We start from the raw sequence: 26,161 nt of genomic DNA on the forward strand, positions 1-26,161 counted from the left end.
CGACGCCGGGCCGATCCTGTGCGGGATCTGCCGAGACCCGTTCACCGTCACCGAAGCCACACCGCCGCAACAGAACCCTGCGGCCACCGGTCTGCAGGGTGCGCGATGAAGTTCTATCGGGGCACCCATCAGCCGCATTGGCTCACCCGCACCACCGAAGCCCTGTTCATCAGCGACACCCGCCTGCGCGACCGGAAATCCTTTCCCCGAGCCCAGGGTGAATGGGCCTTGGACTCCGGTGGTTTCACCCAGCTGCAGAAGCATGGAAGTTGGGATTCGGTCTCGCCAGGGGAGTATGTGGCTCGGGTCCGCCGCTACCGCGATGAGATCGGCAACCTCGAGTGGGCGGCCCCGCAGGATTGGATGTGTGAGCCGATCATCATCCACGGCGGTCGGATCGGGAAAACCGTCTTCGCCGGAACCCACCTCTCGGTCACCGAACACCTGCACCGCTCGGTCGGCAACCTACTCGACCTGCGCTCGCTGGCACCGGATCTGCCGATCGCCCCTACCATCCAGGGATTCAAACGCGCCGACTACGAACTCTGCCTGGACCTCTACGCCAAGGCCGGTATCGACCTGGCTGCCGAGCCGATCGTCGCGATCGGCAGTGTCTGCCGCCGTCAGAACACCCGCGAGGCCGCCGAGATCATCACCGCGATCACCGATGCTGTCCCGGGAATCCGGTTGCACGGGTTCGGGATCAAAACCTCCGGGTTGGCCGACTACGGGTCGCTGCTGGCCTCTTCCGACAGCACCGCGTGGTCGGACACTGCTCACAAGGAGAAGATCCTGTTGCCCGGCTGCACCGGGCACATCAACTGCGCCAACTGCCTGCGCTGGGCCTTCCAGTGGCGGGAAAAGGTCCTCGCGTTGGCCGGGCACGCCACCCGAACCCCAGTTTGCGCCAACCCTTCCCGGCGTCGGGTGTCCAGAAAACTGGACAGGACCATCCGTGCTTCACATCGGTTGGCGCTGTCGGGGTTCCGTGACGAAGCCGCGCGCCTCGAACGTGCCACGAGTATTCGGTGGGCCCACCGTGACGGCATGAGCATCCGTGAGATCGCGACCCTGATGGGCCTCAGCCCGGCGCGGGTCGGTCAGATCCTCGCTGAACCCGGCCACGGCCCGCTCGTGGATCAACTGCGGGCGCTGCGGCAGAAATGGGGTGTTGATACCGAACCGGCTACCCGCGCTGCGGCCGATCACATCATCGCCACCCTGACCGCAGCCGAACTCGCCGACACCACTGCTCAACATGGCGGTGCCCGGCACCGCCATGAGAAGGCTCGACCAGTGGATCCGGCATTGTTCGATATCACCTGACCCCGAACTGCTCAAAGGGGGCTTCACGAACAGAGCGACCCCTATCTGCAGGAGCACATGCACCCAGATGAGCATCCGATCACCACGGTGACCCCCGGTATGCGGCGCGGCAGATTCCGCGGTTCGGGTAATTCGTGGGTTGGGGCGTATTCGTCAACCCGACTGATTGAGGCGTACGCATCAATCCTGGTCTGGGTGCCCTCTCTAGAGCATCTCACAGATCCTGTCGGTGGTCACGGATACCGTTGTGCGGGTAGTTATTTCGCGAGTCCCGGTCGGGACATGAACGAATTCAGCGCCCACAATCACGGTGGGCGCGGCGGCCGGCGGATCCGAGGTCAGGTCGGCGCCAAGCGGGCAGGTTCTGTAATGGATTTGGATTCACTGTGCATAGTGGCATGCCAGCTCCCAGCCGGGCGGCATGTTGGATTGGACTTGGGCTCGAGTCACATAGGGACCGGCAAATTCACAGGCCTCGCCCGCATCCCAGACGCGGCCCCACAAGCGCACGGTCTTGTCCCAGCCGGCAGATGCCAGCCGGTTGCCGTCCGGGCTGAACGCCACCGCAGTCACCCTGTCGGTGTGGCCGGTGAGAGTGCCAATCGGCTGTCTGCTGGTCACGTCCCACAGCCGCACGGTGTCGTCGTTACTGGCGGAGGCCAGCCGGTTGCCGTCCGGGCTGAACGCCAGCGCGTTCACCGTGTTGGTGTGGCCGGTGAGCGGGCCGCCGATCAGCTGTCTGCTGGACACGTCCCACAGCAGCACGGTGTCGTCGTCGCCGGCGGATGCCAGCCGGTTGCCGTCCGGGCTGAACGCCACCGTGTTCACCCAGCCGCTGTGGCTGGCGAGTGGAGCGCCGATCGGCCTTCTGCCGCGCACGTCCCACAGCCGTACGGTGGCGTCGTTGCCCGCGGAGGCCAGCATGGCGCCGTCGGGGCTGAACGCCACCGCGTTCACCATGCCGGTGTGGTCGGTGAGCGGGCCGCCGATCGGTTGTCTGCTGGATGCGTCCCACAGCCGTACGGTGGCGTCGTTGCCCGCGGATGCCAGCATGGCGCCGTCGGGGCTGAACGCCACCGCGTTCACCGCGCCGGTGTGGCCGGTGAGCGGGCCGCCGATCGGTTGTCTGCTGGACGCGTCCCACAGCCGTACGGTGCCGTCGTTGCCCGCGGATGCCAGCATGGCGCCGTCCGGGCTGAACGCCACCGCGTACGCCCCGCCGGTGCCGCCGATGAGCGGGCCGCCGATCGGTTGTCTGCTGGACACGTCCCACAGCCGCACGGTGCCGTCCCAGCCGGCGGAGGCCAGCCGGCTACCGTCCGGGCTGAACGCCACCGCGTTCACCCCGTAGGTGTGACCGGTGAGCGCGGTGTCGATCGGCTGCCTGCTGGACACGTCCCACAGCCGCACGGTGCCGTCCCAGCCGGTGGACGCCAGCCGGCTACCGTCCGGGCTGAACGCCACCGCGTACGCCCCGCCGGTGTGGCCCGTGAGCGGGCCGCCGATCGGCTGCCTGCTGGACACGTCCCACAGCCGCACGGTGCCGTCCCAGCCGGTGGACGCCAACCGGTTGCCGTCCGGGCTGAACGCCACCGCAGTCACCCTGTCGGTGTGGCCGGTGAGAGTGCCGATCTGCTGTGTGCTGGACACGTCCCACAGCCGCACGGTGTCGTCGTTGCCGGCGGATGCCAGCCGGTTGCCGTCCGGGCTGAACGCCACCGCGTACGCCCCGCCGGTGTGGCCGGTGAGCGGGCCGCCGATCTGCTGTGCGCTGGATACATCCCACAACCGCACGGTGCCGTCGTCAGCGGCGGATGCCAGCCTGTTGCCGTCCGGGCTGAACGCCACCGCGTTCACCATGCCGGTGTGGCCGGTGAACGGGTCACCGATCTGCTGTCTGCTGGATACATCCCACAACCGCACAGTGCCGTCGACGCCGCCGGAGGCCAGCCGGTCGCTAGCCGGGCTGAACGCCACGGCGTTCACCCCACGGGTGTGGCCGGTGAGCGGGGTGCCGATCGGTTGTCTGCTGGACACGTCCCACAGCCGCACGGTGTCATCCCAACCCGCGGAGGCCAGCATGGCGCCGCCTGGGCTGAACGCCACCGTGTTCACCCCGCCGGCGTGGCCGGTGAGCGGGGTGCCGATCGGCGCTCTGCTCGACACATCCCACAGCAGCACGGTGCCTTCGAAGTCCGCGGAGGCCAGCCGGTTGCCGCCCGGGCTGAACGCCACCGCAATCACTGGGAGGGTGTGGCCGGTGAAGGGCTCGCGAACCTGCTGCCCGGCGCTCTGGCTGAAGGCGAGGCGGGCGCGCACCAATGCACTGGTGGCCTGCCACAGCGGCGCTGGTGTGGCCCGACTGCTTTCGGCGGCCAGAGCCAGGGCAAGGGCTGCATTGCTGGCTACGGCATCGCGTGAGGCCGCAGCCAAGCTGAGAGCAACTGCCTGGTTCCGTTCCCGGACTGCCTCTTGTCGTTGAATGATGGCGATCGCTGCCGCGGCCAGCGCCAGAACGGTCAGGATCGCCAAGCCCACAATGGCGGCGCGTCGCAGGCGGCGGAAGCGGCGCAGCTCGCGCAGGTCCTCGCTGGCCAATTCGTACTTCGGCTTGCCGTGGATCGGGGCAGCAAGGTCAGTGACCTTCTCTCGGAACATCGGTGCAGCGGGATCCCACGGTGCATCCTCGCTGACATCGACGTAGAACGGTTCCGTGGCGAGGACTCCCGGCCTTGTCAGCACCGGCAGAGCCACGTCGGAGCGGTGTGGATCGAATCTTCCGGTGCTTTCGTCCCAGATGAGACGCCCGTTAGTCACGACGAACAGAAGCCGGTCCGTGCCTCGTCGCTCCATCCAATGGGCGACTTCCTTGTTGACCCAGCCGGAGGTAACTGCATCAGGGGAGAGCACCACGACCAGGTACCGGGAGCGGTCCATCGCGTCGGTTACCCTGCCCCACAAATCAGGGCTGGCGGTGAGGTCCGTCGCGTCACGAAACACCCGCAGCGCGTGCAGCCGGCCCACTCGTCGACCAATACGGTGCAGGCCTTTCTGGATCCCCGCGGCGACAGGTCGATCCTCATGCGCATAGGAGATGAAGGCGTCGTAGTCGAAAGACTCCCCTTGCCCGCGAACTGGCGACTCTGGAGTATCCGCCAGATGAGCACACATACGTCATCTCCGCTCTCGAATCGCGTGAACGGGATAATTCGAGTCTGACGCGACAACCCATGGCTGTCAGCATTCGCGTCGTTCACCACCGGGCACACCGCCCGCAGCGCACCCGCTGCTGATCTTGACGCCAAATGGTTTGGGACGCTTTCGAATTTCGCCGACCACCGCATGCATGCCCCGAGTAAGTGATCGCGGGTCGCGCTCACGAACCAGGTTGGGCCGGAGAAGGTCGCGCCGTTGAAGAGGGCGGCGCTTCCCTCGATCGCTCGGGGTCAAGCGAAGGTCGCGACGAAGAAGCCCAAGACGTATGTAAGCGCAAAGAGGATGGGGATCCACTGCTCGATGTGAGACAGGGGCCAGTACCGGGAGCGGTCGGTCCCTTCGCCCAATGCCCACCATTCCGCTCGCCAAAATGGTGAGGCGGGTAAACGTTCTTCGAGGGCGCCGACGACTTGGTACTTGGCGCTGTTCAGCAGTCGGTAGCTGCGCACCAGGTAGAACCAGGCGAAGCATTGGCCCAGTACTGCGAGCAGGGGGATTGCCAGCCACCACGCGGCGCGCTCCGGTGGAGATTTACCCACAGTGACCGCGATGGTGACAATACCGGTGTTCAGCGTCAGGAAGAACGAATTCGCCAGCGCGCGCCGTGCACTGACCCGGTCTGCCATCTCGACGTAGAGCCGATATTGTTCGAGCACGGCGCTCTCGTAGGTCGTGGTTCGGCCGTCGGATCCGGCCGGTTCGGGTGTGTCGTTCCAGAGTCTGGATCGAAGCTCGGACTGGGGATCGTTCATGTGCATTCCGACCTCCTGTCTTGGCGCGTCGCCCGAGCCATCGTCATGCAGATGGCTACCTGGGGGCGGTGGCGTCCGAGTGCGGCTCCACACAGATGGGATTTCCAGTGGTTCGAGGAGATTCACTGCGCATAGTGGCACGCCAGCTTTCAGTCGTGCGCAGGTATGGCTGTATTTGATCTCGGGTCACGTAGTGAGCCGCGAGTTCGAATGCTTGATCGATGTCCCAGAGGCGATCCCGCAGTCGCACGGTGCCGTCCATGCCGGCCGAGGCCAGCCAGCGACCGTCGGGGCTGAATGCGACGGTCAACACCGGCTCGGTGTGTCGGTGAGTAGTTGTCCGATCAGTTTCCGGTGGCCACGTCCCACAGCCTCAGCGTCGTGTCGTCGCTGGCGGAGGCCAGGCGGGTCCCGTCCGGGCTGAATGCCACGCTGGACACCGAACCGGGGTGACCGGTGAGCGGTTGGCCGACCGGGGTCCCGGTGGCGGGGTCCCACACTCGCACGGTGCCGTCTTCGTCGGCGGACGCCAGCCGAGTGCCATCCGGACTGAACGCCACGTCGGACACCTCGCCGGCGTGGTCCGCGAGCGGCGCGCGAAGTTCCGCGACATCGCCCGTGAATTCGGGCTCACGGTCGACCGTGATCGGGGCTGGACGGTCACGATCGTGCCCGACGTCACCGCCGACGCCTACCAGCGGCAGATCCGCAAGCTTGACGCCGCCATCATCGCCTACCGCCGCGACGAGCACGAGCCCGCCGAAGGCGAGGGAGAAGACGGCGAGGACGGTGACAAGTCCGGCAAGGCCCCGCGCAACGGGCGCGCCCTGGTCCGCATCAGCACGCCGGCCCGGCGGGTGCGGGCCGCGCAGAAGACCATCGACGCTGGCCCGATTCTGTGCGGCGCGTGCCGCGAACCCTTCACCGCCGCCACAGCCGACGAGGATTGATGGCTGAGCATCAACACGGTGATGCCTACGCATCAACAGCGGGCACACCGCCGATGAGGTAGCGAGAGTTCCGGATCATGCTGGCCGCCAGTCATATTCGATAGAAGCGAGTAAACTAGTTAATGGAAGTGGTTCGGGGCTTGGACACTCCGGCCACTTCCTCTCTCCCACGAAAGTTGAAGGAAGACAGCGATGTTGGATCTGATGGATTGGTTCTGTGGTGCGGGCGGGTCGAGTCAGGGTGCGCACTCGGTGCCGGGGGTGCGGGTCTCGCGTGCGGCGAATCATTGGGCGCGCGCGATCGAGACGCACGCGGCGAACTTCCCCGAGACCGATCACCACCTGGGTGATATCCGTGAGGCGCCGGTGGAGAAGTGGCCTGCGGCGGATCTGTTCTGGGCCAGCCCGGAATGCCCGCAGTGGTCTTCGGCACGAGGCAAGGCCCGCGACTACGACCACACGATGCAGGGCGACCTGTTCGATACCCCGCGTGACGAGGAGGCCGACCGCAGCCGCGCCTTGATGGAAGAGGTGCCGATGTATCTGCGCGGGGTGATCGAGCGCGGTGGCAAGGTCCGTGCCGGGGTGGTCGAGAACGTGGTCGAGGTCCGGGCGTGGGATCAGTGGAACCGGTGGCTGGGGGAGATCCGTGCCTTGGGCTATCAGACGCGGGTGATCGCGCTGAATTCGATGCACGCCCAGTCGATCCGTACCCCGGTCGCCCCGCAGAGTCGTGATCGGCTGTATGTGGCGTATTGGGACGTGTCGCTGGGGCGGAGCCCGGATTGGTCGAAGTGGCTGCGCCCGTTGGCGTTGTGCGTCGACTGCGGGGAGTGGGTGTCGGCGATGCAGGTGTTCAAGACCGAGGGTGCCGATATGGGTCGCTACCGCCAGCAGTACGTGTACCGCTGCCCGCGTGTGCGCTGCCGCAACCAGGTCCTCGAGCCTCCCACTCTTCCGGCCGCCGCCGCGATCGACTGGAGTCTGTCCGGGCAGCGCATCGGAGACCGTGCGAAACCGTTGGCGGACAAGACGATGGCGCGGATCATGACCGGGTTACGTCGCTACGCCGCCCAGCTGCCGATGACGGTTCCCGCCGGCGGCACTTGGCGCGACGACGCAACACCTGTCACAAGCCCACTTCCGGCGCGCACGACCCGCGAGAACGACGGGCTGATGATCCCGCCCCGCTTCTTCCATCCGCTGCAGACGAGCGATGTGGCGAACGTGCCACCGGCGTTGGTGGTGCCGATGGAGGGCCGCGACGGCAAAGAGCCTCAGCCGGTGAGTGTTCCGCTGCGCACCCAGACCACCCGTGCCGAGACCGGGCTGGCATTTTTGCCGTTCGTGACCGAGTTGCGTGGCGGCAGCAGCGACGCCCGCCCCGTCACTGATGCCCTCTCGACGGTGACCGCCAGCGGCAACCACCACGGCTTGGTGTCCCCGCCCGCCGATGTGCCGCACCAGGTGTGGCAGGCACTGATGATCCCGTACTACGGCACCGGTGCCGCGTACCCGGTTGACCGGCCGATGGGCGCGTTGTCGACGCGGGACCGCTACGCGGTGGTCGAGGCGCTGACCGACTGCGATATCGCCGATGTCCGGTTCCGGATGTTCCAGCCGGGCGAGATCGGTGCGGCGATGGCGTTCGTTGACGGCTACACCGTGTTGGGTACCAAGCGTGAGCAGGTCCGCCAGTACGGCAACGCGGTCACACCGCCAGTCGCGGAGATCCTGGTCTCGGCGCTGGTGGAAGCCGTGACCGGTGAGGACATCGACCGCGCGAGCGCCTGAGCATCGGGGAGGGCGGCTGGTAACCCGTGGTCGTGCGGCCACGGTTGGACATACCAGCCGCCCGGATGCCCCCACGAAAGGAAGGCACCGCCACTGTAGCGCCGGCGCGACAACCCCAGGAGCCCACCATGATCGGACACCCGCGGGCCGCCGGCGCGCGGCCACGGGCACCGGCCGCCGACAATGAAGCCATGGCACAGTTGGTGACCCTTGCCGAATGGGCACAACAGCACGGGCTGACGCTGACCACAGTTCGTAACCAATGGGCCTACCTCCAGGGCTTCCCCGAGCCCGTGGGGCATCAAGACCGCGCCGCGGGCACCGGTAGCGGCGGACGCAGCCGCGAATACGACCAGGCGCGCCTCGACGACTGGCTCACGCGCTGGCACGCCCAGAGCCGGCCCGCCCGGCTCGCGATGCCCGAGAACCCCGAGGAATACAGGACATTGGGCGCGATCGCCCGCCTGGTCGGCGTCGCCGGCGCGACCGTCACCCAATACCGCGCCCTCATCGACCAAGCCGCCGAGTACGAGGACCGCGGCGCGCGCCGGCGCTACCGCACCCGAGACGTCGTCGACTTCCTCAACGACCGCCCCGGGCACGGCCGCAGCAACGACCCGAGTAGCGACCGACGACGCGGCACGACGCTCTGACCTTCCGTGCCAGGTTCGCGGGCGTAGTTGCCGCCCAATCGGTTCCGAGTAGGCTCGCCCACAGCGTGATCACCGTGCGAATTCGGTTCCGCTCCCGAGAATCGATTCGGCGGTGTCCGGTCGGATCGAGGTGTGAGCAGATGACCCTGACACGCACAATCGCGGCACTCGCCGCACTGCCGATGTTGGCCACCGCCAGCCAAGGCGTCGCCGCTGCCACGGGCCAGCCCGGTCTCGCTGCCCCCGGAGACGGACAACCAGGACTCAGCACCGCCCCAGCGCCGCCGGCGCCGAGCGTCGCGGACTACCTTCCCGACCCGCCCGCACCACCGGCCCGCCCACGACCCAGCCAACAGACCAGCCCGCACACCGAGTCGGTGATCCAGCAGCCCGCCGTCACTGATCCGGACGCCGAGCAGACCAAGCCGGAACTGCCGCAGACGCAGGCTGTTCCGCACAATGTCCGCGCCGGCGACACCGTGGTGGCGTTGCCGGACTGGGTCGACGCGAAGACCCGGGACAAGGCCCAGGCGTACCTGGACTACGCGGAATGGCAGATCGCCGCCGGATACGACGCGCTCGGATTTCCCCGCGAAGAATCGGATCGACGTGCGGCGTCGACCATCACCGGCGGAACCGTCGCAGCGATCGTGGGTGCCGAGGTCGTGTCCGTGCCCGCCGCGGGTATCGGCTGCGGAGTCGGGGCTGTCGTCGGTGGTCTCGCTGGCGGCGTGATCGGCGCTGGTGCGGCCGGAGTCGGAATGCCCATCGGCGCCGGGATCGGCGCTGGACTGGGGTGCATGGCCGGCATCGCGGTCGCCGCCGTGCCTGCCATCGCGGTCGGTGCCGCTGGCGGTGCTCTGCTCGGCGGTGCCACCGCCGGCGCGCTCGGTGGCGGTGTCGGCGTGACGAAACCCGACGTGCCACCGCTGATCGAAGTAACTGCCCCAGTGCTGGATTCGCCCGAACCGATACCTGTGAGTCCCGTTGTTCAGCCGCTTGCCGACGCAGTCGACGCGATCGGCGCCCAGGCTGAGACCGCGGTGGACTCCCTGCGGTCAGCCATTGCCGCCATGCCGTCGCTGGTATTCGATCCGGCAACCTTGTTCGGGCAGCCCAGCTGAAAGCAGGAACATCGGTTTGGCAGGCATCGAAAAGTGATGCCTAAGAATCAAATCTGCGCAAGCTCCCAGCCGGACTACCCAGCCGCGTCACACCTGCGGGACGGGTGACAGCCGACCGCCCAGACTCCTCCCCGCCAGGAGCACGACCATCAACAGGCATTCGGCGAAGTAGTCGAAATCCTCTGTAGCTTCCGACCAGAGCGCTCTCGCGGTCTCCGCATCGCCGTTGCTTCGCGCGTCGAGCATCCGCAAGGCCCATCGCTGGGACAGGGTCATTTCCGTCGGCCAAATGTCCGGGAGCGGAAAAGGACTGGTCCCCATCGGCGACGGAGACGTTTCGATCAGACTGTCGAGCCAGAACAGCAACGCGAGGGTAATTCCCTCACTGCCAACCGCATCGTCTGTGATGAGCTCGGCAACCTCATTCCCCACGGTCGGCGCCCCCACCGTTGCGGCCGTCAGCGTGGCTCGTGCACGCCGTAACCAGACCGGATCCGTCATTGCTCCCCCAAGGAAATCGCGAAACATACTCGTGGACCGCATTTTTCGACCCATGACGACTCTAACTGGCCCGGGCAAACCAATTCATCACATGCGGACAGGGGCGCCTATCGGACGTGGAGGGGGACGGGCCGGCGCTTCAGTGCGTCAGAGAAGGTATGCGGCAAGCGAACCCGACCGCCGTGTACGCGCAGGCGCGGGTACTGGCGCGGGCGTGGAGATGTTGCTCGCGATGGGTGGGACCGGTACGGGCGCGGCGGCTGAAGTGCTGGTGGGTGGTGCGTCGCCACTGCGCTGGTGCGGCAGTTCGTCCTAGACCGCGACATCGGGCGTGGGCTGGCGGTCGGCGGGCAGTGGTGGCGCGGCGTGGAGGTAGGCGTACACCGTCTCGCGGCTGATGCCGAACTCCCGGGCGAGGGCGGCTTTCTTCTCCCCGGCGGCGGCTCGTTGGCGTAGCTGGTGGGCCTGTTCGGTGGTGAGGGCGGGTCTGCGGCCGGTGTAGACGCCGCGGACCTTGGCCGCGGCGATGCCTTCGCGCTGGCGCTCCAGGATCAGGGAGCGTTCGAACTCGGCGAAGGCCCCCATCACCGACAGCAGCAGCGTCGCCATCGGCGAGTCCTCCCCGGTGAAGACCAGGCCCTCCTTCACGAACTCCACCCGCACGCCCTTGCCGGTGAGGGTGCGGACGAGGCGGCGCAGATCGTCGAGGTTGCGGGCGAGGCGGTCCATCGAGTGCACACGCACGGTGTCGCCCTCACGGACGAACCCGATCAGCTCGTCCAGTTTCGGCCGGGCGGTGTCCTTGCCGGAGGCCTTGTCGAGGAAGGTCTTCTCGACGCCGAGGTCCTCCTGGCGGGCGGTGTTCTGATCGACGGTGCTGACCCGGATGTAGCCCACCCGCATGGTTATCGCGTCTCCTCATCCATGGCAGCGGTGTCACCGAGGTCGTACAGCACCTGCTGTCCGGCCTCGGTATCGGTGTCGAGGTAGCGCCATTGGATCCTGGTCACGGTGCTCGCCAGCGTGCAGCCCTTGTGGCTGCCGCAGAAGAACTCGACGAACTCGGGGACCGTCATCTCCGGGAAGCCCTCCCGGGTCACCTCGTCGGGGGTGATCGCATCGAGGCGCTCCTGGCCCACCGCGACGACCTCGACATCGACGATCCGCACCAGCGGCTCCACGCTGCCGTCCCTGCGACGGCGCCCCATGACCTTGCGGCACAACGTCAACCGCTCACCGCTGCGCAGATTCCGCCAGCCCATGCGTCGGGTCACGGTCTTCGTGCGCGCCTGCACCTGCGGCTGGGTCAGCGATACCGCCATCAATCTCGTCATGGCCACTCCCATCCGACAATGTCAACTTGAAGTCTAGAACCCTGGTGGACATATGTCAGGAAATATGAGGGAGTAACCCTAGATGGGCACTTTTCGGCCGAGGTAGGAGAGTGGTGCTGGGGTCTACCCCAGACCGGCACATCATCTTGGAGCAACCTGCTTCCGCCGGGTTCACCGGTCACTCTCGTGCCCAGCGGCGGACGCCGCGGCCAAATTGTCGCGCACAGTCGTGGCCACTGGGTGGTTGGCGCCGGGCAACCCGCTCGCAATCGGCGAGGACCTGTTCGTACAACGGGATCGCCTCACCAACCGTCCCGCCGACTCGTAGGCGTGTGGGGTTGAACGTGAGAATCGCCGAGCGTGTGCGGTGCTGTCCTAACATTGTGGCTGCAGCTCGTCCCCTTGCTTGCGTGCAAATCACTCGTTATCGCAGACGTTAGGAGATGCAGTGCAGATCAAGACTGTTAAGTGGTTTGACAAGGGCGATAAGGGCCCCGGCGTCTATCACATGAATTTCCGGCTCGCGGGCGGCGGCATCGACTACCACTCGTCGGCGTTAATCACGGTCACTGACTGGGTCCCCACGGACCCACCGGCGGTGGGTCCAAACAACCCGGTATATCTGTACACGCAGACGAGCACCAGCCGCCGCTTGTGGGCCTCCTCGGTCCATACGTATCCCGACGACGGGGTTAACGCCGGTGGCGTGGATTTTAATGTTCACGTAGAGTGCGATGATCCAAACGACGTGGTCAGAGGGATTTTGGTCACGATCGTTTTCTTCACTCCTGCTGCAGGTGAGTACTTCGCGAGTATTCCTGCCTCCTGGTATGAGTAACTGGTACGTGGGCCATGGTCCGCTGCCGGTAAGCACCTTTCACCACTTCGCTGGGTTCGGCGTGGTGGCAGGGTGCCGCCGCACATGCGAGCGTCCTTATGGTTTGGCGTATGACCGACATCGCGCCCCTGGCCGCCTCCACGCGGGCGGTGTTCGGCGACCCAGGCGTGCACGCGGTCATCCGGTCCGGGCGTACCGTGCACGCGGTCATCCGGTCCGGGCGTACCGTGCACGCGGTCAGCCTCGGCCAGTGGATCGGCGACGAGGAAGTCCCGGAGTTGTTGTGCCACACCGGCGTGGCCGGATGGTCTCCCACCGCGCTGGCACCGACCCGGGCGGAAAGTCACCTGCGCACGATGCCTGCGCAAAATCGGCGGATCCACCTTTTCATCGCACCAGCTTCCGCTATTCGACGACGAACGCCTGGGCGGATAGCCCCTACGCTTGAGCCTCGTCGGCCGGGTGTGTACCTCAAACCGGCACCAACCAAGAAGGCCTTGTCGATCGTCCAGCGGAAGCATGGCGGCGCCTTGGCCGCGCCGGGCGTGAAACGCGCCGATGTCGCGAAGGCGATGGGTGTCTCCGGTCCAGGCCCCCGTGTCCACAGCGATCAGAAGGACGGCCTTTGCTGCACCCGGTGCGTCGGCATCTGAGATGGGCCGCCGTCTCAGGAAAAGAGCCCGGCCCCTCTCCGCCAAGAGATAACAGGGCCGGGCGTGCACCCCGAAAGGACCTCGATGATGCGAGCAAGATCATATACCAACCCCACATACAGGATAGCCACGACGGCAGCCCCTCAGGCGTCGGCGCCGAGTGTATGAGGAAGGGCTAACCGGAGTTGTTGGCCAGCCGGACTTCTCAACGCGCTTTTTCCGGCACCCGGAAGATGCTGCGATGCTGGAGATTTGGGTGCAACACCCGATGCGCGCAAGAACCCATCGATTCTCAACACCTCACGATGCGCTAGCGCGATGGAGGAGGCGTGAAGCCTTTCGGCCATTGTGTCGATTCGCCGTACCTTATCTTGGTCAGATTGGTGCCGATCAGATTGGTGCCGGTCAGGTTCGCTCTGCTCAGGTCCGCGCCGGTCAGGTTCGCGCCGGTCAGCTTCGCGTCGGTCAGGTTCGCGTCGGTCAGCTGCGCGCCGGTCAGGTTCGCTCTGCTCAGGTCCGCGTCGGTCAGGTTCGCGCCGACCAGCTGCGCGCCGGTCAGGTTCGCGTTGACCAGGATCGCTCTGATCAGGTTCGCGGGGGCCAGGTACGCTCTGGTCAGGTTCGCGCTGGCCAGGTTCGCTCTGGTCAGGTTCGCGGTGTACAGGTTCGCGGTGGTCAGGTTCGCGCCGACCAGGTGCGCGTCGGTCAGGTTCGCTCTGATCAGGTTCGCTCTGGTCAGGTTCGCGCCTTCCGGGTTCGCTCTGGTCAGGTTCGCGTCGGTCAGGTGCGCGTCGGTCAGGTTGGCAGCGGAGAGGTTCGCGCCGACCAGGTTGGCGATAGTCAGGTCTGCGCTGACCAGGTGAGCGCCGCCCAGGTTCGCACCGGAGAGACAAGTCCAGTTGAGGTCTGGTCTGTCTGTTGTTGGTTTCCTTCGGCCGATTGCAGTCAAGGCGGCCTGGATGTCGACTGGCGCCACGGCATGTGGTGCGTCACAGCTGCTTTCGGGGGCCTGGGTGCGTACGAACGCCGCCAGGACTGAGTAAACGGTGGCCTGATCTGACGGGGAGTCTTTGGCCAGTCGTTCGAGCAGATAGACGCCGGAGAGCCGGACATTGATCTTGTCCGAGGCGAGTTGTTCGGCGGCTTGGCGGAAACGGTCTGTGGCTGCTGTCTGCTGGGACATTCCGAGTTGGGTGTTGGTCGCGCGCAGTGACTGTCCGGTGAACCACAGGGCTCCGGTCGCCGCCCCGGCCGCCAGCAGTGTGCCGCCCGCGGTTGCCAGGGTGGTCACCTTCGTCCACCACGGGCTCGCCGCCGAGGCAGGCGTGTTCGTGGAGCCGGATGACGGATCCTGTCGTGGCGCCATATGTTCTGGTGGCGACGTGTGTTCCGGAGGGGCGGAAGCCTGGGAGGCAGGTTGGCGCAGTGACCGGCCTCGGCCGGCGACCTGTCGCTGCCGTCGCCCTGCGGGCGGTCCTCCCTCGGTTTTCATCCAACTCACCCTTTCCGAAGCTTCTGGGGATCCCGGACTGGTGAAGTCGCCTGTTCAACTGTCGCGGATTCTCGATCGTTTTCCGAACACCGGCCGGTGCTGTCGGCGATGCGGTTCTTGGTCTGCCGGTCACGCAGGGTCGGCGTCGGGGGTGATGATGCTGAGGCGGCGGTCGTACCGGGTGAGACCTCTTCGAGGATCTCGGGGTTTGAGGAACATCGGTGCGAGCGGTAGCCGGGCTTACCGTGACTTTTCGGCCGCGCGGACCCTACGGGCCTGCAACGCCGAGATCGCGCTCTCGATTCGCGACTTTGCCGAGGTCCTGCGGCGCGATTGCCCCGAATTCGGGTAGTTCCCTACGCGCGACGACATGCCTGAGGTCCGGCCAGAATCGTCTGGTCCGATAGCAACAACCGAGGGGTGAGCAACAGTGGCTACGAACAGCAGCGGCGATCGCCGCGATCCACCGAACGGGTGCCCTGGAGACGACGACATCATTCTGTCGCTGGAGCAAATTCCTGAGATCGACACTCCGGTACGGGTCCTGGAGCTCGGCGAGCGCATCCTCGCCCCGGAGGACCTCGTGCACGCTGCGCTGCGGAATCCGGATGTCACGCTGGAAGCGTTCGGTGAGGCCGGGGCCAGGGCGGCGCACGACGACGGGCGGTTGGTGGCCTTTGTGCATCCGCTCACGGGGGAGTCGACAGTGCTGCCGGTACTCGAATCGCTGAAGGCGAATCCCGACATCGGGATACTCGCGACACGCGCGGCGCGCGACATGGTCCGGAACACGTCGCTGTTCCCGCAGGACGACACCCAGCTCGTACCGCTGGATCCGGTCGTGCTCAACGCCGCGCGCCACGAGCGTGACAGCGAACGGAACGGACCGGCCGAACCGGTGCTCGCCTATGTGCGGTTGCAGCGGCAAGTGGACGAGTTCGCGGTGTTCGGTCCCGGCACGCGAGCGATGGGGGTGTTCGACGGCGGCGGCGTGCTGCGCGGGCTCTCGCATCGGTGGCGGCCGGCCACATCGATCGCGCTGCGCATGCCGTCCCGGCCGCGCACGGACATCGCCGCCGCGATCCGAGCTCAACTCGCTGATGCCGCCGAAACAGCCCGTGTCACAGTCGATTCGGTGAAACCGGCCTATTACGATTCCGGCGGCCGATATCTGCAGCCGGTGTACAACTACACCGCCACGCTCACGTTCCGCAACGACGACCTGCACGCCGCCGACCGCCGGCTCACCGGATTCGTGGCCTTCGGTGAGGAACTGGAGCCACTGCCGGTGATCGGCACACAGACAGGACCATCGCCCACCGAGCCGCACGACGGTTGCGATGACGACCCGGATGACATGGCACCGGCGCCACCGGGAGATCCCACCGTCGGACGGTACGTCGTGCGCAAGGACGCGCAGGGCTGGGTCGACAGCGCGAACAACTTCCTCGGCGCGCTGCGGATGGCCGGATTCCTCGGCAGCCACATCCCGTTCACCGACACCCAGTACTACTGGGCGGAACCGTTCGAATTCCTTTCGGACAAGAACAGATTCGTCAACGCCGTCGATATCGCGCTCAACGAGGTGCACGGCAACTGGGGCCTCTTCTCCACCCGTGACAACGCCGACGACCTGGTTCGGTTGCAGGATGTCCCGGAGGGTGGCTACGACAAGCTGTCCTATTGGATACTGCACTCCTGCGAGGTGATTCCGACCACAACAGACGAAACGACCTCGTTCGATGTGTGGTGGAACATATTCCAGGGCATGCGCGCGGCCGTCGGCTACCGCACCGAGATGTGGATCAACGACGGCGTGACCACACCGTTCGGCCTGTTCCTCGGGCTGGGTGCACCAGTCGTTTCCGCGTGGTTCAGTTCGATCGCGGCGAACTCGAACTACGGCGCGAACGACACGACGTACCGTGATGGCAATCGCGGCATCGACGAACCGATGGGTCGAGCCTCCGCCGTCACCGTGTGCGGACACAGCGACGACACGGCCACCAACATCGGCTCGGTCGGTCCTGCTCAATGCCTGACCGAATGGTGGTTCGACAACTGATCAGGAGACTCCTGTCCGTTGTCAATGAATCTGGGCCACAGTCGTATCCGTGACCAGCGGTGGTCCAAGTTCAGTGGCAAGACCAATGTCCGCTGGTCGGGTTGGAAACGCGGGTTGTCCGGAGACCTTCGTTCGCGAGACACCCTCAGCGCCAAGGCGTTTCCGCAGGCCGAACCTGTAACTCTTGCCGTGTACGCGGCAACATCAACCCTTCGGGGATTCGCGATACACCGCCGCACGACCGGGACCAATGCCTATATCCGTTGTTTTTTCGGCGAGTTCTACCGCGACCCCAGGTCACCGCGGCCAGTAAGAGAACGGGTTGTCGAACACCTCGACCTGCGGAGACCCGCACGGCCTTCGGCCGAGTTCCTGGGTTCGTCGGACGATCGTTTTCCGAACACGGACAGGGGACTCACGCCGCCCATTGTGGAGGCCACCGCTGGGGCTCCACATTGGCGGGCTTCTTGGTGCTGTCGGAATCCCAGTCGAACACAGGTGCCGGATCCCACCGTCGGGGATTCTCGAACGACACTATGCCGCTGCCGAAGTCAGTACCAGAGAAGCCAACAGCGCCGCTGAAGGTGACCTTTTTGAAGTCCGCGTCGCCGCTGAAGGTCGCCTTCATGAAGTGCGTGACGCCGGAGAAGGTCGTCTGCCCGAAGTCCGCGGTGCTGGAGAAGGTCGCCCGCCAGAAGCGCGCGCTGCCGGAGAAGGTCGCCTTCCGGAAATTCGCGACGCTGGGGAAGGTCGCCTCCCCGAAGTTCGCAGTGCTGGAGAAGGTCGTCTGCCCGAAGTCCGCGGTGCTGGAGAAGGTCACCTCCCTGAAGTCCGCGGTGCTGGAGAAGGTCGCCTCCCCGAAGTCCGCGGTGCTGGAGATGGTCGCCTTTCGGAAGTTCGCGCTGCTGGAGAAGGTAGCGTCATGGAACCAGGCGTTGCCGGAGAAGTGTGTTCCTTCGAAGCGTCCGATCCCCGCAAACCTGGCCCCGTTGAAGTCTGCGGATTCCAGATGCGCGCCGCGGAAGTCGAAGTTGTTCCGGCTCCAGTCCTGGGCGGTGCCGGTGCGCAGCCGCTCGACGATCACGCGGACGATGGTCTGGCGTACTTCTCGATCGTTTTGCCGGTACTTGGTGTGTTCTTCGACCTCGACATTGCGGCTGACGTCGTCACGCTCGACCACGGTTCTGGTCACCAGCTTGGTGCGCCCGGATCCGCCGTGGGCGGCGTCGTACTGTAGGCGCAAATACCCGCACAGCACCTCGATGCACTGCTGCCGGTTGGCCCCAGCGGACTCGTCGGCGACGCCGGCCATCGCATACACCCCCGCGATGCGGACCGCGACATCGGCCGATCCCAGCTGGGCGGCGGCGGCACCGAAGCGTTCGACGAACCGGTTCTGTTCAAGATCGCGCTGGCGCCGGTAGGCGACCACCAGCGCGACCGCGCCACCGACCCCGCCCACGACGGTCAACGCCAGCTTGGTGACGTCGATCGGCGCGGCCTGGTTCTGATTGGTCTTGATCACCCACTTCAACACCAGCTGCGAAGTCACCGCGATCCCGACACCGACGGCCAACGCCCACGTGACCGCGGTGAACAACCGCACCTGGCCCAACCGACGGCTCAGCCAGACAATCGAACATTTCGTCCGCGCCCACGTGGGCCGCACCCACCCGAACATGATCAAATTCTGCGCGAAACGATCCGGCACGACACGAGTTCGCCTGTACGACACGAGTATCGTTTTCCGAACGCTCCCGGAACAGGCTTCACCGGAGGCTGGCCGTAGAGGCGTGGCCCGCAGCCCGGGCACTGGAAACGTTGATTCGGAGACGGGGTTCCAAGACCGATCCATCCAGCGAAGCTGGCTGCCGCACAACGGATCTCGAAAGCGATCGTTTTAGAGACAGAACATCGGCGAATCGCGACAGCGCCAAGTGGGGCTCACGTGTCGGGTTTCGAAACCGTTCCGGGCCACCCGCCTCGAGCCGCTTGTCCTCTTCAGTGATGTTCGAAGTCGGCTAGCTGAGGGGGTCAGCAGAATTCATATGCAAGCCTACGGGCCCCGCCCGGGCCCAAGTCCCGCTGTCATGCGTCTGGTATTCGGCCGCCATCGCCGGCGGCCGTCGCTGCGGTCAGTTAGCGCGCCGATGGGAGACCCCCGACCTGCACTTTCCTTCTCCCGTCGGCGTGGTGCCCCCCTTGCCATCCTGGCACTTCGCCGTGTGCGGATCGAGCGGGTGGCCTGGCCGGACCGAACAGCGCCGTAAGGGGCATGTGCGGATACTCGGGTTGGGGTGCTCGTGGGTGTTGGCGGGTGGCGGCGGAGTCTGCGGTCTACCGTTCTCGTGCATGGCAAGCAGGGACATTGTGGTGACCGTCGGCGAAGACGACTGGCTCACGTTGAAGGATGCAGCCGACGACGCGGGGATGAACGTGGAGGCATACGTCTCCTGGGGCGTACGGCTACTGGCGATGCAAGCCAGACCCGGCGGGTCACAGCGGCGTGAAAGCTTCGGCGGCTCGACGCCGACCAGGCGCACCTTCGACACCGCCGAGGAATCGGAGTCGGCGGCATGGGCGGAGACATTCACCGAACGCTTGTCGCACCGGGCCGACCGCCCCCACAGGGACTGACCGGCCCGCCGGGTTCCGTTTTTCGAGGGTCACGAAGTCCGGTGGCATTGCCCACCGTTAGCCTGTTTCTGCTGGTCAACGGAACTGCCGTGGTTCGACGAGGATGGAGCCATGCGGACCGAGTATCACGAGAGTCTCGCTCGTCTGGCCACGCTGCTGGTGGCGATGAGTCTGCGCGATCGTAGCGCGGTCGCGTCGGCGACGAACGCGTTGCTCGACGCCGACATCGAACAGGCCGAGCACGCCATCGACGTGTGCGCGGAGATCGAGACCATGCGTGATCGCTGTGAACAGGCCGCCGTCGGTCTTCTGGCTCGGCAAGCCCCGGTCGCCGGTGAACTGCGCCAGGTCGTGACTGCCCTCCAGCTCGTCGGCGACCTCGCTCGCATGGGCACCCTGGCCAGCCACATCGCCACCGTCGCCCGACGCCGGCACCCCGGCCATGCCGTCCCGGACTCGGTCCGCCCTATCGTTGCGAGCATGGGCACGGCTGCGGTTGCCATCGTCACCAGCGCCGCAGCGGTTTTGGAGTTTCGCGACCCCGACGACGCCGCGCAACTCGATCAGCAAGACGACGTAATGGACGAACTGCACCGAGACCTGTTCACCGTGGTGCTCGCTCCGGACTGGCACGACGGAGTTACTGCCGCTGTGGATCTCGCTCTGCTCGGCCGCTACTACGAGCGGTTCGCCGATCACGCCGTGCAGGTCGGGCGTCGCACCATCTTTCTCGCCACCGGCGAAAACCCGCAGACCTGGCTCGCCGATCGGCAATCATTCGACACCTGACCGCGCGCGAGACCTCTGACACGGAATGCTCGTCCCGACAGTGCGAGAACACGCCTACCACGGCGAGTTCTACCGGGACCCCGAGTTACAGACCCCAACACCACGGATGCGGGCGTGTAGGTGCATGTCGTGTCGGCCGTCGTCATGCACGGCGGCGCTGCGCTTGGTGCCCTCCAGGAGATAGCCGGACTTCGTGGCGACCCGGCACGAGGCATGGTTGCGGGTCGAGTGGTCCAGTTCCAGGCGGTGGAAACCGATCTCGTCGAGAGCCCAGCCGGTGAGCGCCGACAGGGCGCGCGAGGCGACACCGGCGCCCCGGGCGGCCGGGAGCACCCAGTAGCCGACGCCGGCGATGCCGTCGTCGAAGTCCAGCCCGCGCAACGCGATCCGGCCGAGCACCTCCTCGCCGTCGCGGGTGACAGCCCAGTGGCCGCCCTTCTCCTGTCGCCAGTCCTGGCGGTATGTGTCGAACCATTCCCGGACCTGGGTCTCGGTGGAGGGTCGGCGCGTGTGCCAGCGGCGGGTCTCGCCGTCCCGGTACGAGAAAGGCTGGCGCGTCGGCTTGCTCCCAGGGACGAAGCAGCAGACTCCCGGCGGCGGGAAGAACCGGTTGAGGGGAGCCGGCGAGGGCTCCGGAGGCGATGGCGGGCGGCGTCGACAGAGCGCGAGTCATGGGGCCATGATCCGACGACGCCGACGCCGCACGTCAAGGCCGCAGACACACCCCTTCACCAGGTGCGGGCGGGATATGGCTCGGCGTGCCTACTGCATCAAGAGCTGGGAACCGATCGTTTCCGAACGCGAGCGTGGGCTACTCGCGACCCGACTCGAAGGCACCAACCCAGTCATCGGGCACCGTGCCCGCCCACTCCGCGACGAGATCCGCTGCGGGCCACAACTGCTTGTCTCTGATCCGCACCTGGCGGAGACACCACTCGGTCTTCTCGTCGGAGACGACGGCCTGAGGGTAGTCGGCTGCCAGCCGTAGCCGTACGCGGTAGAGGTACTGCTCGGCCTGGCTACCGGTCAAACCGGTCATAGCGCACCACCTATTCGGGGCTATAGCGGGACGGTTCAGGCCCGCGGCCCCGGTCCTTACTTGGTTATTCGGAGCCATTCGGACGTTCGTTGCAGGCCCACTCCGGCGGCGCGAGGCAGGACAGCCGTGCCGGCGGCCCGAGGACGCGATAGCGCGCATCCGGGCTCGGCGAGGAATCGGAGACGGCTGCGTGGACGCAAACCTTCGCCCAGCGGTTGTCGTCTCGCGGGGACCGGCATCCCCCGAGACCGAGCTGTGGCTGTAGCGGCGAGAGGCTTGTGTCGCGGCGTGGCGGGGGACCCGCGCACAATCGCGCACCTACGATGATCAGCGGTTATTCGGCAATGGCACAGCCATGGTCGGGTGCCTGCCGGTTGAGATCTGGTTGAGATGTGCTGCACACACCCCGCCCGGTTCTGCCTCCCATCCCGTAGGCCGGGCGGGGCCACGTCTGCGAGGGGTGCGGGCGCGATCAGCCCCGGGGCGTTGACTTGCTCGATGTGCATCGAGGGCTCCTACTTCGAGGAATCGTGTGACGTAGTAGGAGCCCTCCATGCACATCGCGCAATGTCGCCGGTTGACGAAGTCGCGGGCCGCGAGCAGGGCACAGAGGCCAGTCACGCCGAAGAAGGTCACCGCTGTCATGCCGACGACGTATCTCGGGTGACGATATCGGGAGGCGAGGACCGATGACGCGAACGCAGAGGTCGTCGTGGCCGCGGATCTTGGGCGCGGACGGCCCGGCGGCGGTGATCTGCATCCGGGTGGCGGTGGGGCTGGTGTTCCTCAGCGAAGGGATCCAGAAGTTCCTTTACCCGCACACGCTGGGTCCGGGCCGCTTCGACAAGATCGGGATACCGGCGGCGACGTTCTTCGCCAACCTCGACGGTGTCGTCGAAATCGCCTGCGGCGCCTTGATCGTCATCGGCCTGCTGACCCGGCTGGCGGCGGTGCCGCTGCTGATCGACATCAGTCTGGCGATCGTGCTGACCAAGCTGCGCGAACTGCGCCCCGGCGGATTCGGTGGCGTGCAGGGCTTCTGGGGCATGGCCCACGACGCCCGCACCGATTTCGCGATGCTGCTCGGCTTGATCTTCCTGCTGTGGGCCGGGCCTGGCCGCTGGTCACTGGACGCGGTGATCGCACAGCGTGCCCAGCTCACGCACAGCAAGGCCATGAACCCGTAGTCCATGTGCAGCTGCTGGTGGCAGTGCAGCAGTGACGCGCCGTTCGGTGCACCGGGCTGGCGCGGCTGTCCTACGACCAGGCCCGGACCAGATCTACACCGCTGAGCGTGACTTTTATCGTGACTGGACCCATATGCTTTCTCGAACACCTGGCCCAGGGCGGCCGGAATCGCCCGACCAGTCCCGCCGAAGCGCTAGGACGGGCATCTCACCCAACCAATGTCCGCACATGCCGCATACCGCGCTGACCGAACCGGCCAGCTCGCTGCGCCCGCGCGCTAGATGATGTCGTCCGGCGGAGGCAGCAACGGGTACGGCCGGGTGCGATTCTGCTCCTCGATCCGAGCCCGGCACTCCGGGCACATCATCGACATGTAGCCCTCGCCGACCGGGCGCTCGCCGCAGATCTGGCACATTTTCTGATCGTCCGACACGCGCAGATCATAAGCGACCGCTCGGCTATCATTCGCACATGGGTTCGAATGACCGGCGTCGTGTCTGGTATCTGCACCCGGACGGCTACGCCATCGACAACGACGAGCTGGTCCAGACTCCGCGCGGGTGGGTTCTCCCGACGCCGATCTTCTGCTCGGGTCCAGAACGCCATGTACTTGCGGCGAGCGGCTCGACCCTCGGTTGGACCGCGTGCCGCCTGGCGGGATGCTCGCGCGGTCATCTCGTCCACACCTGCGGCCGCTGCGGTGCCCATGTGTATCAGCCGGAACTCGGCCCGGGCTGTAGCCCGTTGGCGTTCGACGGGCGGGACGGTGTCAGCGATGGCATCTGACCATCTCCTCGCTGCGGTCCTCGACGTCCTCGCCGAGGGCGATCCGGCCGAGATGTTCGACGGGCGCGATGTGCTGCGCGCGGTCCGGCCGGCGGTCGATCCGGCGCCGGGTCTGGACGAGGTCGACGAGGTGCTCGCGCTGCTCGCCTTGCCGATGCTCGGCGGTGTCGTCGCGGTGTGCGACGGCGTCTATCGGACCGGGGTGGCGGCCGAGGTCGTGGTCGCGAGGTTGCGGCGGCTCGCCGAGGCCGTGCGGGTGGTCGACGACGAGGATCTGGCCGACCGGTATTGAACGCGCTGGAAGGCATCGCGGCGCTGCCGATGCCGACCGGGTGGTGCCGGCCATCGCCGTCCGCACCGAAGCCCGCTCGGCATGGTGGTGATGATCATGATCCGGATCTGATGGAATCGGCACCGGTTCACGGGGGTCGGTCGGGTCGAGCCCCGCACGCCGACGGCGCTGGCTCCGTTCGTCGTTCATGGTTGGTTTGACGTCGGGCAAGGGCTGGGCGTTGCAGCGGACACGCGAATGTCCGCCATTGGCACGGACCTTGCTCCGCCCTGTGCCCGAATATCCACTTCTGCGGCTCTCGAACACGTGGAACTGGCACGTATCTGGCATTGGAGCGCGACTGTGCGCAAAAGTACAGGTCAGTATGTGCCCTCGGCAGGATTCGAACCTGCTCCGCCTAGGAGGTTGGCCACCCGGCGAACTTCCTAGGCGCCCGCTTGTCCGCGACGGCCTCCGGGGACCGCTGGGTGGGTTCGTCATACCAATGCATAGGTACCTGGGCTCGGTGGTTGAGGGAACCGACTGTCCTGCAGCAGATTCCACCTCCAATACATCGCGCAGGACTTCTCGAGGGTCTCCGATTGCAGTTACGCACGGGTGTCGGCCTTCTGCGATACGATGCCCGAAACGGGTGGAAACGCCAGGAATCCTGGAGAAATCCTATGCAGGACAGCGATATTCGCTCCTGGGCGACAGGAGATTCGGCGGCAGGTCGGGGTGTATCTGCTGTGGGGCAAAAGAACGAGCGGTTGGCTGCCGTGTTGGCCGAGGTAGGGCTCCGGCCCAAAGGGCTTGCCAACAGGATGCGGCAGTACAGCGAGCAGGATGGCGGCCGTCCTGTGCATCCAAAGCACACCAATGTCGGCCGCTACATCGACGGTGTGCATCGGCCGAGCCAGCGCAGTCTGGACGTGATGCTCAGCGTGCTCAGTATCGAGGCCCGCCGCCCACTTTCGGCCGCTGATATCGGATATCTCGACGAGCCGTCGGGGAGGCTTGAAGACGAAGTCAAGCCGTCGGCACCGCCGGCGGATCTCATCGCATTGCCCTTCGAAACCGTTGATTCGGAGTATGTCGATCATCTCAAGGAGATGTTGGACGCGCGTGCCCGTATGGATGCACTGACCGGCCCTCGCTACGTACTTGGAACGCTCCAGAGCGAGCTCCAGCTGGTTCAGGACTTGTGCGGCAAGGCCCGCGGCGAGATGCGGTCGGAGCTGTTGGAAGTGGGTGCTCGGTTCTGTGAATTCGCCGGGTGGCTGTACCAGGACTCGGGTGACCTGAAGTGCGCGCGGCATTGGACGATGAACGCGATGGACTACGCCGAGGAAATCGGCGACCCGCATCTCATGTCGTACATCCTTCAGCGGCGAAGCAACATCGCCACCGAAAACGGCTATGCACCACAGGGATTGGGCTTGGCCAATGCCGCACTTCGTGGATGGGACGAAATCACTCCGGAGCTGCGCGCGGTGGCATTGCGTCAACAGGCGAATGCCTATGCAATGACCGGGGAGGCGGACGAGTGCCGCAAGGCGCTGGATCGAGCGATGGAGCAGGTCCTAGCCATTGACGACCCAAGCCCGCTAGCTCTGTACTGCACGCCTTCCTACATCGAGATGGAAGCCGCGCACAGCTGGGCCAGGCTTGGTCAGCCGTACCGTGCCATCGAGACCTACACGATGGGGCTTGATGAATGGCCGAAGTCGCAGCGTCGCGATCAGGGGCTCTGCGCGGCCAGGCTCGCGTCGGCGTACATCGACGCCAACGAATTCGAGCTGGCGGCCCAAACCGGGATGAAGGCCGCCAGCTTGATTCGCTCCGCCCCATCGGCACGGGCCATCGGAGTTCTTCGCGAGCTATCGAAACGGGTACGGCCTGTGCGGAATGAGGCGCTTCGCGAGTTCGAGGCCGCCGCAGTCGATCTGTTATCCGCTCAGTCGGCCAAGCGCTGAAGATGTTTCTTGAACGCCCCTGAAAGCGAACTCAAGGTCTTCTCCCCCTTGTCGGCCGTGCCCAGCGATGGGAAACCGATTACGCCACTCTCGGTGTATTCCTGCATCCCTCCCACAAGGAGGAACTGTCGCTCATCTGCACGCCAATCCGCTGTCTCGTAGCCAGGGCGAAGCAGATGAGGTGCCGTATGGAGAAGGATCGAAGTCTCCAGCTCACCTGCATGCATGTCTTCGTGGCCGTTCGTCTGCATCCCGGCATCGGTGCGCGCGGCGTCCCAGTCGCTCCGGCCGGGGAATAAGGTCATCTGTGGTCCGCTGGCGTTGACCTGCTGGACGACGTTCTGAAGCACATAGTTCCCGCCGTGCCCGTTCACGATCACGATCTTGCAGATGCCGGATGTGCGGAGCGAGCTGAAGACGTCCTCGATCACGGCGATCAGCGTCGAAGGACTGATGCTGACCGTCCCGGCAAACGCTGCGTGCTCATGCGAGCACGAGAAGGTGATCGGGGGGAGCAAGAAGAGACCGTAATCATCGGCAATGCGCTGCGCGATAGCGCAGGCGATGACCGTATCTGTGGTCAAAGGGTGGAATCGGCCATGCTGCTCAAGGCTGCCGATAGGCAGCACGGCGATGCGCCTTTCAAGGTTCCGGACATCTTCGGACGTTGCGGTCGTTAGCAGATCCCTCACCTGACCAACATACGTGTTTCCCCTTGTTCGGATCGCTGATCCAATGGGGGCGCGCAGGGGGGCGCACGGACGTGGGGTGCGTGCG

General features: G+C 65.9%; 26 protein-coding genes and 1 pseudogene. 14 read left to right on the plus strand and 13 right to left on the minus strand.

The genetic code is table 11. The annotated features are described in order from the left end of the window. The first annotated feature begins 105 nt into the window (after positions 1-105). Positions 106-1,326 carry a hypothetical protein gene (locus tag ACFXN1_RS47230; RefSeq protein ID WP_379446481.1) on the plus strand — a complete coding sequence of 407 codons (1,221 nt, stop codon included), beginning with the start codon at positions 106-108 and terminating at the stop codon, positions 1,324-1,326. A gap of 381 nt (positions 1,327-1,707) precedes the next feature. Here the strand turns inward: ACFXN1_RS47230 and ACFXN1_RS47235 are convergent, their stop codons facing one another. From ACFXN1_RS47235 to ACFXN1_RS47250, 4 genes are all read right to left on the minus strand, one after another. Continuing rightward, entirely contained in the window at positions 1,708-4,497 is a 2,790-nt protein-coding gene (locus tag ACFXN1_RS47235) for a TIR domain-containing protein (protein WP_379464002.1), read from the minus strand. Between the two features lie 275 nt (positions 4,498-4,772). Next, positions 4,773-5,300, minus strand: coding sequence for a hypothetical protein (locus ACFXN1_RS47240; protein ID WP_379464004.1), 528 nt, complete (start codon positions 5,298-5,300; stop codon positions 4,773-4,775). Positions 5,301-5,349: 49 nt separating this feature from the next. Then, the gene (locus ACFXN1_RS47245) at positions 5,350-5,607 is read right to left on the minus strand and encodes a hypothetical protein (protein ID WP_379446331.1); all 258 of its coding nucleotides are present in this window, start codon (positions 5,605-5,607) and stop codon (positions 5,350-5,352) included. Between the two features lie 31 nt (positions 5,608-5,638). Next, a complete protein-coding gene (locus ACFXN1_RS47250; RefSeq protein ID WP_379446330.1) occupies positions 5,639-5,854 on the minus strand; it encodes a WD40 repeat domain-containing protein in 216 nt (71 codons plus the stop codon). 18 nt (positions 5,855-5,872) lie between these two features. Here ACFXN1_RS47250 and ACFXN1_RS47255 point away from each other — a divergent pair, with 18 nt between their 5' ends. The 4 genes from ACFXN1_RS47255 to ACFXN1_RS47270 all read left to right on the plus strand — a co-directional run bounded on the left by ACFXN1_RS47255 (position 5,873) and on the right by ACFXN1_RS47270 (position 9,815). After that, the gene (locus tag ACFXN1_RS47255) at positions 5,873-6,244 is read left to right on the plus strand and encodes a hypothetical protein (RefSeq protein ID WP_379446329.1); all 372 of its coding nucleotides are present in this window, start codon (positions 5,873-5,875) and stop codon (positions 6,242-6,244) included. A 192-nt stretch (positions 6,245-6,436) separates the two neighbouring features. Continuing rightward, positions 6,437-8,038 carry a DNA cytosine methyltransferase gene (locus tag ACFXN1_RS47260; protein WP_379446328.1) on the plus strand — a complete coding sequence of 534 codons (1,602 nt, stop codon included), beginning with the start codon at positions 6,437-6,439 and terminating at the stop codon, positions 8,036-8,038. Positions 8,039-8,166: 128 nt separating this feature from the next. After that, positions 8,167-8,691 (plus strand): hypothetical protein, encoded by a 525-nt coding sequence (locus tag ACFXN1_RS47265; RefSeq protein WP_379446327.1) that lies wholly within the window; start codon positions 8,167-8,169, stop codon positions 8,689-8,691. Between the two features lie 140 nt (positions 8,692-8,831). Next, complete coding sequence (locus ACFXN1_RS47270) at positions 8,832-9,815, plus strand: hypothetical protein (protein ID WP_379446326.1); 984 nt, start codon at positions 8,832-8,834, stop codon at positions 9,813-9,815. A gap of 87 nt (positions 9,816-9,902) precedes the next feature. Here the strand turns inward: ACFXN1_RS47270 and ACFXN1_RS47275 are convergent, their stop codons facing one another. The 3 genes from ACFXN1_RS47275 to ACFXN1_RS47285 all read right to left on the minus strand — a co-directional run bounded on the left by ACFXN1_RS47275 (position 9,903) and on the right by ACFXN1_RS47285 (position 11,650). Beyond that, entirely contained in the window at positions 9,903-10,316 is a 414-nt protein-coding gene (locus ACFXN1_RS47275) for a hypothetical protein (protein WP_379446325.1), read from the minus strand. Between the two features lie 312 nt (positions 10,317-10,628). Further along, entirely contained in the window at positions 10,629-11,219 is a 591-nt protein-coding gene (locus ACFXN1_RS47280; RefSeq protein ID WP_379446324.1) for a recombinase family protein, read from the minus strand. A 2-nt stretch (positions 11,220-11,221) separates the two neighbouring features. After that, positions 11,222-11,650, minus strand: a complete 429-nt coding sequence (locus tag ACFXN1_RS47285) for a hypothetical protein (protein WP_379464006.1) — start codon at positions 11,648-11,650, stop codon at positions 11,222-11,224. A 448-nt stretch (positions 11,651-12,098) separates the two neighbouring features. Between ACFXN1_RS47285 and ACFXN1_RS47290 the strand changes: the two genes are divergently transcribed. Then, positions 12,099-12,488: a hypothetical protein gene (locus ACFXN1_RS47290; protein WP_379446085.1), complete on the plus strand. Its 390-nt coding sequence runs from the start codon at positions 12,099-12,101 to the stop codon at positions 12,486-12,488. Positions 12,489-12,598: 110 nt separating this feature from the next. Then, positions 12,599-13,141 carry a hypothetical protein gene (locus ACFXN1_RS47295; protein WP_379446086.1) on the plus strand — a complete coding sequence of 181 codons (543 nt, stop codon included), beginning with the start codon at positions 12,599-12,601 and terminating at the stop codon, positions 13,139-13,141. A gap of 310 nt (positions 13,142-13,451) precedes the next feature. Here the strand turns inward: ACFXN1_RS47295 and ACFXN1_RS47300 are convergent, their stop codons facing one another. Beyond that, a complete protein-coding gene (locus tag ACFXN1_RS47300; protein ID WP_379446087.1) occupies positions 13,452-14,324 on the minus strand; it encodes a pentapeptide repeat-containing protein in 873 nt (290 codons plus the stop codon). A 739-nt stretch (positions 14,325-15,063) separates the two neighbouring features. On the opposite strand from ACFXN1_RS47300, the gene ACFXN1_RS47305 reads away from it, so the two are divergent. Then, positions 15,064-16,698 (plus strand): DUF6345 domain-containing protein, encoded by a 1,635-nt coding sequence (locus ACFXN1_RS47305; protein WP_379446088.1) that lies wholly within the window; start codon positions 15,064-15,066, stop codon positions 16,696-16,698. Between the two features lie 415 nt (positions 16,699-17,113). Here the strand turns inward: ACFXN1_RS47305 and ACFXN1_RS47310 are convergent, their stop codons facing one another. Next, positions 17,114-18,304 (minus strand): pentapeptide repeat-containing protein, encoded by a 1,191-nt coding sequence (locus ACFXN1_RS47310; RefSeq protein ID WP_379446090.1) that lies wholly within the window; start codon positions 18,302-18,304, stop codon positions 17,114-17,116. Between the two features lie 746 nt (positions 18,305-19,050). Here ACFXN1_RS47310 and ACFXN1_RS47315 point away from each other — a divergent pair. Both ACFXN1_RS47315 and phoU read left to right on the plus strand, forming a co-directional pair. Then, complete coding sequence (locus tag ACFXN1_RS47315; RefSeq protein ID WP_379446091.1) at positions 19,051-19,335, plus strand: hypothetical protein; 285 nt, start codon at positions 19,051-19,053, stop codon at positions 19,333-19,335. Between the two features lie 111 nt (positions 19,336-19,446). After that, on the plus strand, positions 19,447-20,124 hold the full coding sequence (gene phoU / locus ACFXN1_RS47320) for a phosphate signaling complex protein PhoU (RefSeq protein WP_379446092.1): 678 nt from the start codon (positions 19,447-19,449) through the stop codon (positions 20,122-20,124). Between the two features lie 69 nt (positions 20,125-20,193). Here the strand turns inward: phoU and ACFXN1_RS47325 are convergent. Next, positions 20,194-20,652: pseudogene (locus ACFXN1_RS47325) on the minus strand (GNAT family N-acetyltransferase); the annotation flags it as partial. A 283-nt stretch (positions 20,653-20,935) separates the two neighbouring features. Beyond that, positions 20,936-21,163, minus strand: a complete 228-nt coding sequence (locus tag ACFXN1_RS47330) for a hypothetical protein (RefSeq protein WP_379446093.1) — start codon at positions 21,161-21,163, stop codon at positions 20,936-20,938. Between the two features lie 725 nt (positions 21,164-21,888). Here ACFXN1_RS47330 and ACFXN1_RS47335 point away from each other — a divergent pair. Beyond that, on the plus strand, positions 21,889-22,350 hold the full coding sequence (locus tag ACFXN1_RS47335; protein WP_379446095.1) for a DoxX family protein: 462 nt from the start codon (positions 21,889-21,891) through the stop codon (positions 22,348-22,350). A 278-nt stretch (positions 22,351-22,628) separates the two neighbouring features. Here the strand turns inward: ACFXN1_RS47335 and ACFXN1_RS47340 are convergent, their stop codons facing one another. Beyond that, on the minus strand, positions 22,629-22,784 hold the full coding sequence (locus ACFXN1_RS47340; protein WP_379405449.1) for a hypothetical protein: 156 nt from the start codon (positions 22,782-22,784) through the stop codon (positions 22,629-22,631). 38 nt (positions 22,785-22,822) lie between these two features. Here ACFXN1_RS47340 and ACFXN1_RS47345 point away from each other — a divergent pair, with 38 nt between their 5' ends. From ACFXN1_RS47345 to ACFXN1_RS47355, 3 genes are all read left to right on the plus strand, one after another. After that, the gene (locus ACFXN1_RS47345; RefSeq protein ID WP_379446788.1) at positions 22,823-23,137 is read left to right on the plus strand and encodes a hypothetical protein; all 315 of its coding nucleotides are present in this window, start codon (positions 22,823-22,825) and stop codon (positions 23,135-23,137) included. Further along, positions 23,127-23,429 carry a hypothetical protein gene (locus ACFXN1_RS47350; protein WP_379446789.1) on the plus strand — a complete coding sequence of 101 codons (303 nt, stop codon included), beginning with the start codon at positions 23,127-23,129 and terminating at the stop codon, positions 23,427-23,429. Before ACFXN1_RS47345 ends, ACFXN1_RS47350 begins: the two co-directional genes overlap by 11 nt. A 662-nt stretch (positions 23,430-24,091) precedes the next feature. Continuing rightward, positions 24,092-25,384, plus strand: a complete 1,293-nt coding sequence (locus ACFXN1_RS47355) for a hypothetical protein (RefSeq protein WP_379464007.1) — start codon at positions 24,092-24,094, stop codon at positions 25,382-25,384. Here ACFXN1_RS47355 and ACFXN1_RS47360 read toward each other — a convergent pair. Continuing rightward, the gene (locus tag ACFXN1_RS47360) at positions 25,366-26,076 is read right to left on the minus strand and encodes a creatininase family protein (RefSeq protein ID WP_379464009.1); all 711 of its coding nucleotides are present in this window, start codon (positions 26,074-26,076) and stop codon (positions 25,366-25,368) included. The two genes, ACFXN1_RS47355 and ACFXN1_RS47360, sit on opposite strands and share 19 nt — an antisense overlap. Positions 26,077-26,161: the final 85 nt, after the last annotated feature.

The sequence above is a fragment of the Nocardia sp. NPDC059154 genome, assembly GCF_042755705.1.
GTDB lineage: Bacteria > Actinomycetota > Actinomycetes > Mycobacteriales > Mycobacteriaceae > Nocardia.

Coding starts and splice junctions, on each gene's coding strand:
- ACFXN1_RS47240 (WP_379464004.1), bottom strand. CDS start 5,300: ATGCACATGAACGATCCCCAGTCCGAGCTTCGATCCAGACTCTGGAAC.
- ACFXN1_RS47270 (WP_379446326.1), top strand. CDS start 8,832: ATGACCCTGACACGCACAATCGCGGCACTCGCCGCACTGCCGATGTTG.
- ACFXN1_RS47315 (WP_379446091.1), top strand. CDS start 19,051: ATGGCAAGCAGGGACATTGTGGTGACCGTCGGCGAAGACGACTGGCTC.
- ACFXN1_RS47275 (WP_379446325.1), bottom strand. CDS start 10,316: ATGACGGATCCGGTCTGGTTACGGCGTGCACGAGCCACGCTGACGGCC.
- ACFXN1_RS47355 (WP_379464007.1), top strand. CDS start 24,092: ATGCAGGACAGCGATATTCGCTCCTGGGCGACAGGAGATTCGGCGGCA.
- ACFXN1_RS47345 (WP_379446788.1), top strand. CDS start 22,823: ATGGGTTCGAATGACCGGCGTCGTGTCTGGTATCTGCACCCGGACGGC.
- ACFXN1_RS47230 (WP_379446481.1), top strand. CDS start 106: ATGAAGTTCTATCGGGGCACCCATCAGCCGCATTGGCTCACCCGCACC.
- ACFXN1_RS47295 (WP_379446086.1), top strand. CDS start 12,599: ATGACCGACATCGCGCCCCTGGCCGCCTCCACGCGGGCGGTGTTCGGC.
- ACFXN1_RS47350 (WP_379446789.1), top strand. CDS start 23,127: ATGGCATCTGACCATCTCCTCGCTGCGGTCCTCGACGTCCTCGCCGAG.
- ACFXN1_RS47265 (WP_379446327.1), top strand. CDS start 8,167: ATGATCGGACACCCGCGGGCCGCCGGCGCGCGGCCACGGGCACCGGCC.
- ACFXN1_RS47285 (WP_379464006.1), bottom strand. CDS start 11,650: ATGACGAGATTGATGGCGGTATCGCTGACCCAGCCGCAGGTGCAGGCG.
- ACFXN1_RS47300 (WP_379446087.1), bottom strand. CDS start 14,324: ATGTCCCAGCAGACAGCAGCCACAGACCGTTTCCGCCAAGCCGCCGAA.
- ACFXN1_RS47260 (WP_379446328.1), top strand. CDS start 6,437: ATGTTGGATCTGATGGATTGGTTCTGTGGTGCGGGCGGGTCGAGTCAG.
- ACFXN1_RS47330 (WP_379446093.1), bottom strand. CDS start 21,163: ATGACCGGTTTGACCGGTAGCCAGGCCGAGCAGTACCTCTACCGCGTA.
- ACFXN1_RS47235 (WP_379464002.1), bottom strand. CDS start 4,497: ATGTGTGCTCATCTGGCGGATACTCCAGAGTCGCCAGTTCGCGGGCAA.
- phoU (WP_379446092.1), top strand. CDS start 19,447: ATGCGGACCGAGTATCACGAGAGTCTCGCTCGTCTGGCCACGCTGCTG.
- ACFXN1_RS47280 (WP_379446324.1), bottom strand. CDS start 11,219: ATGCGGGTGGGCTACATCCGGGTCAGCACCGTCGATCAGAACACCGCC.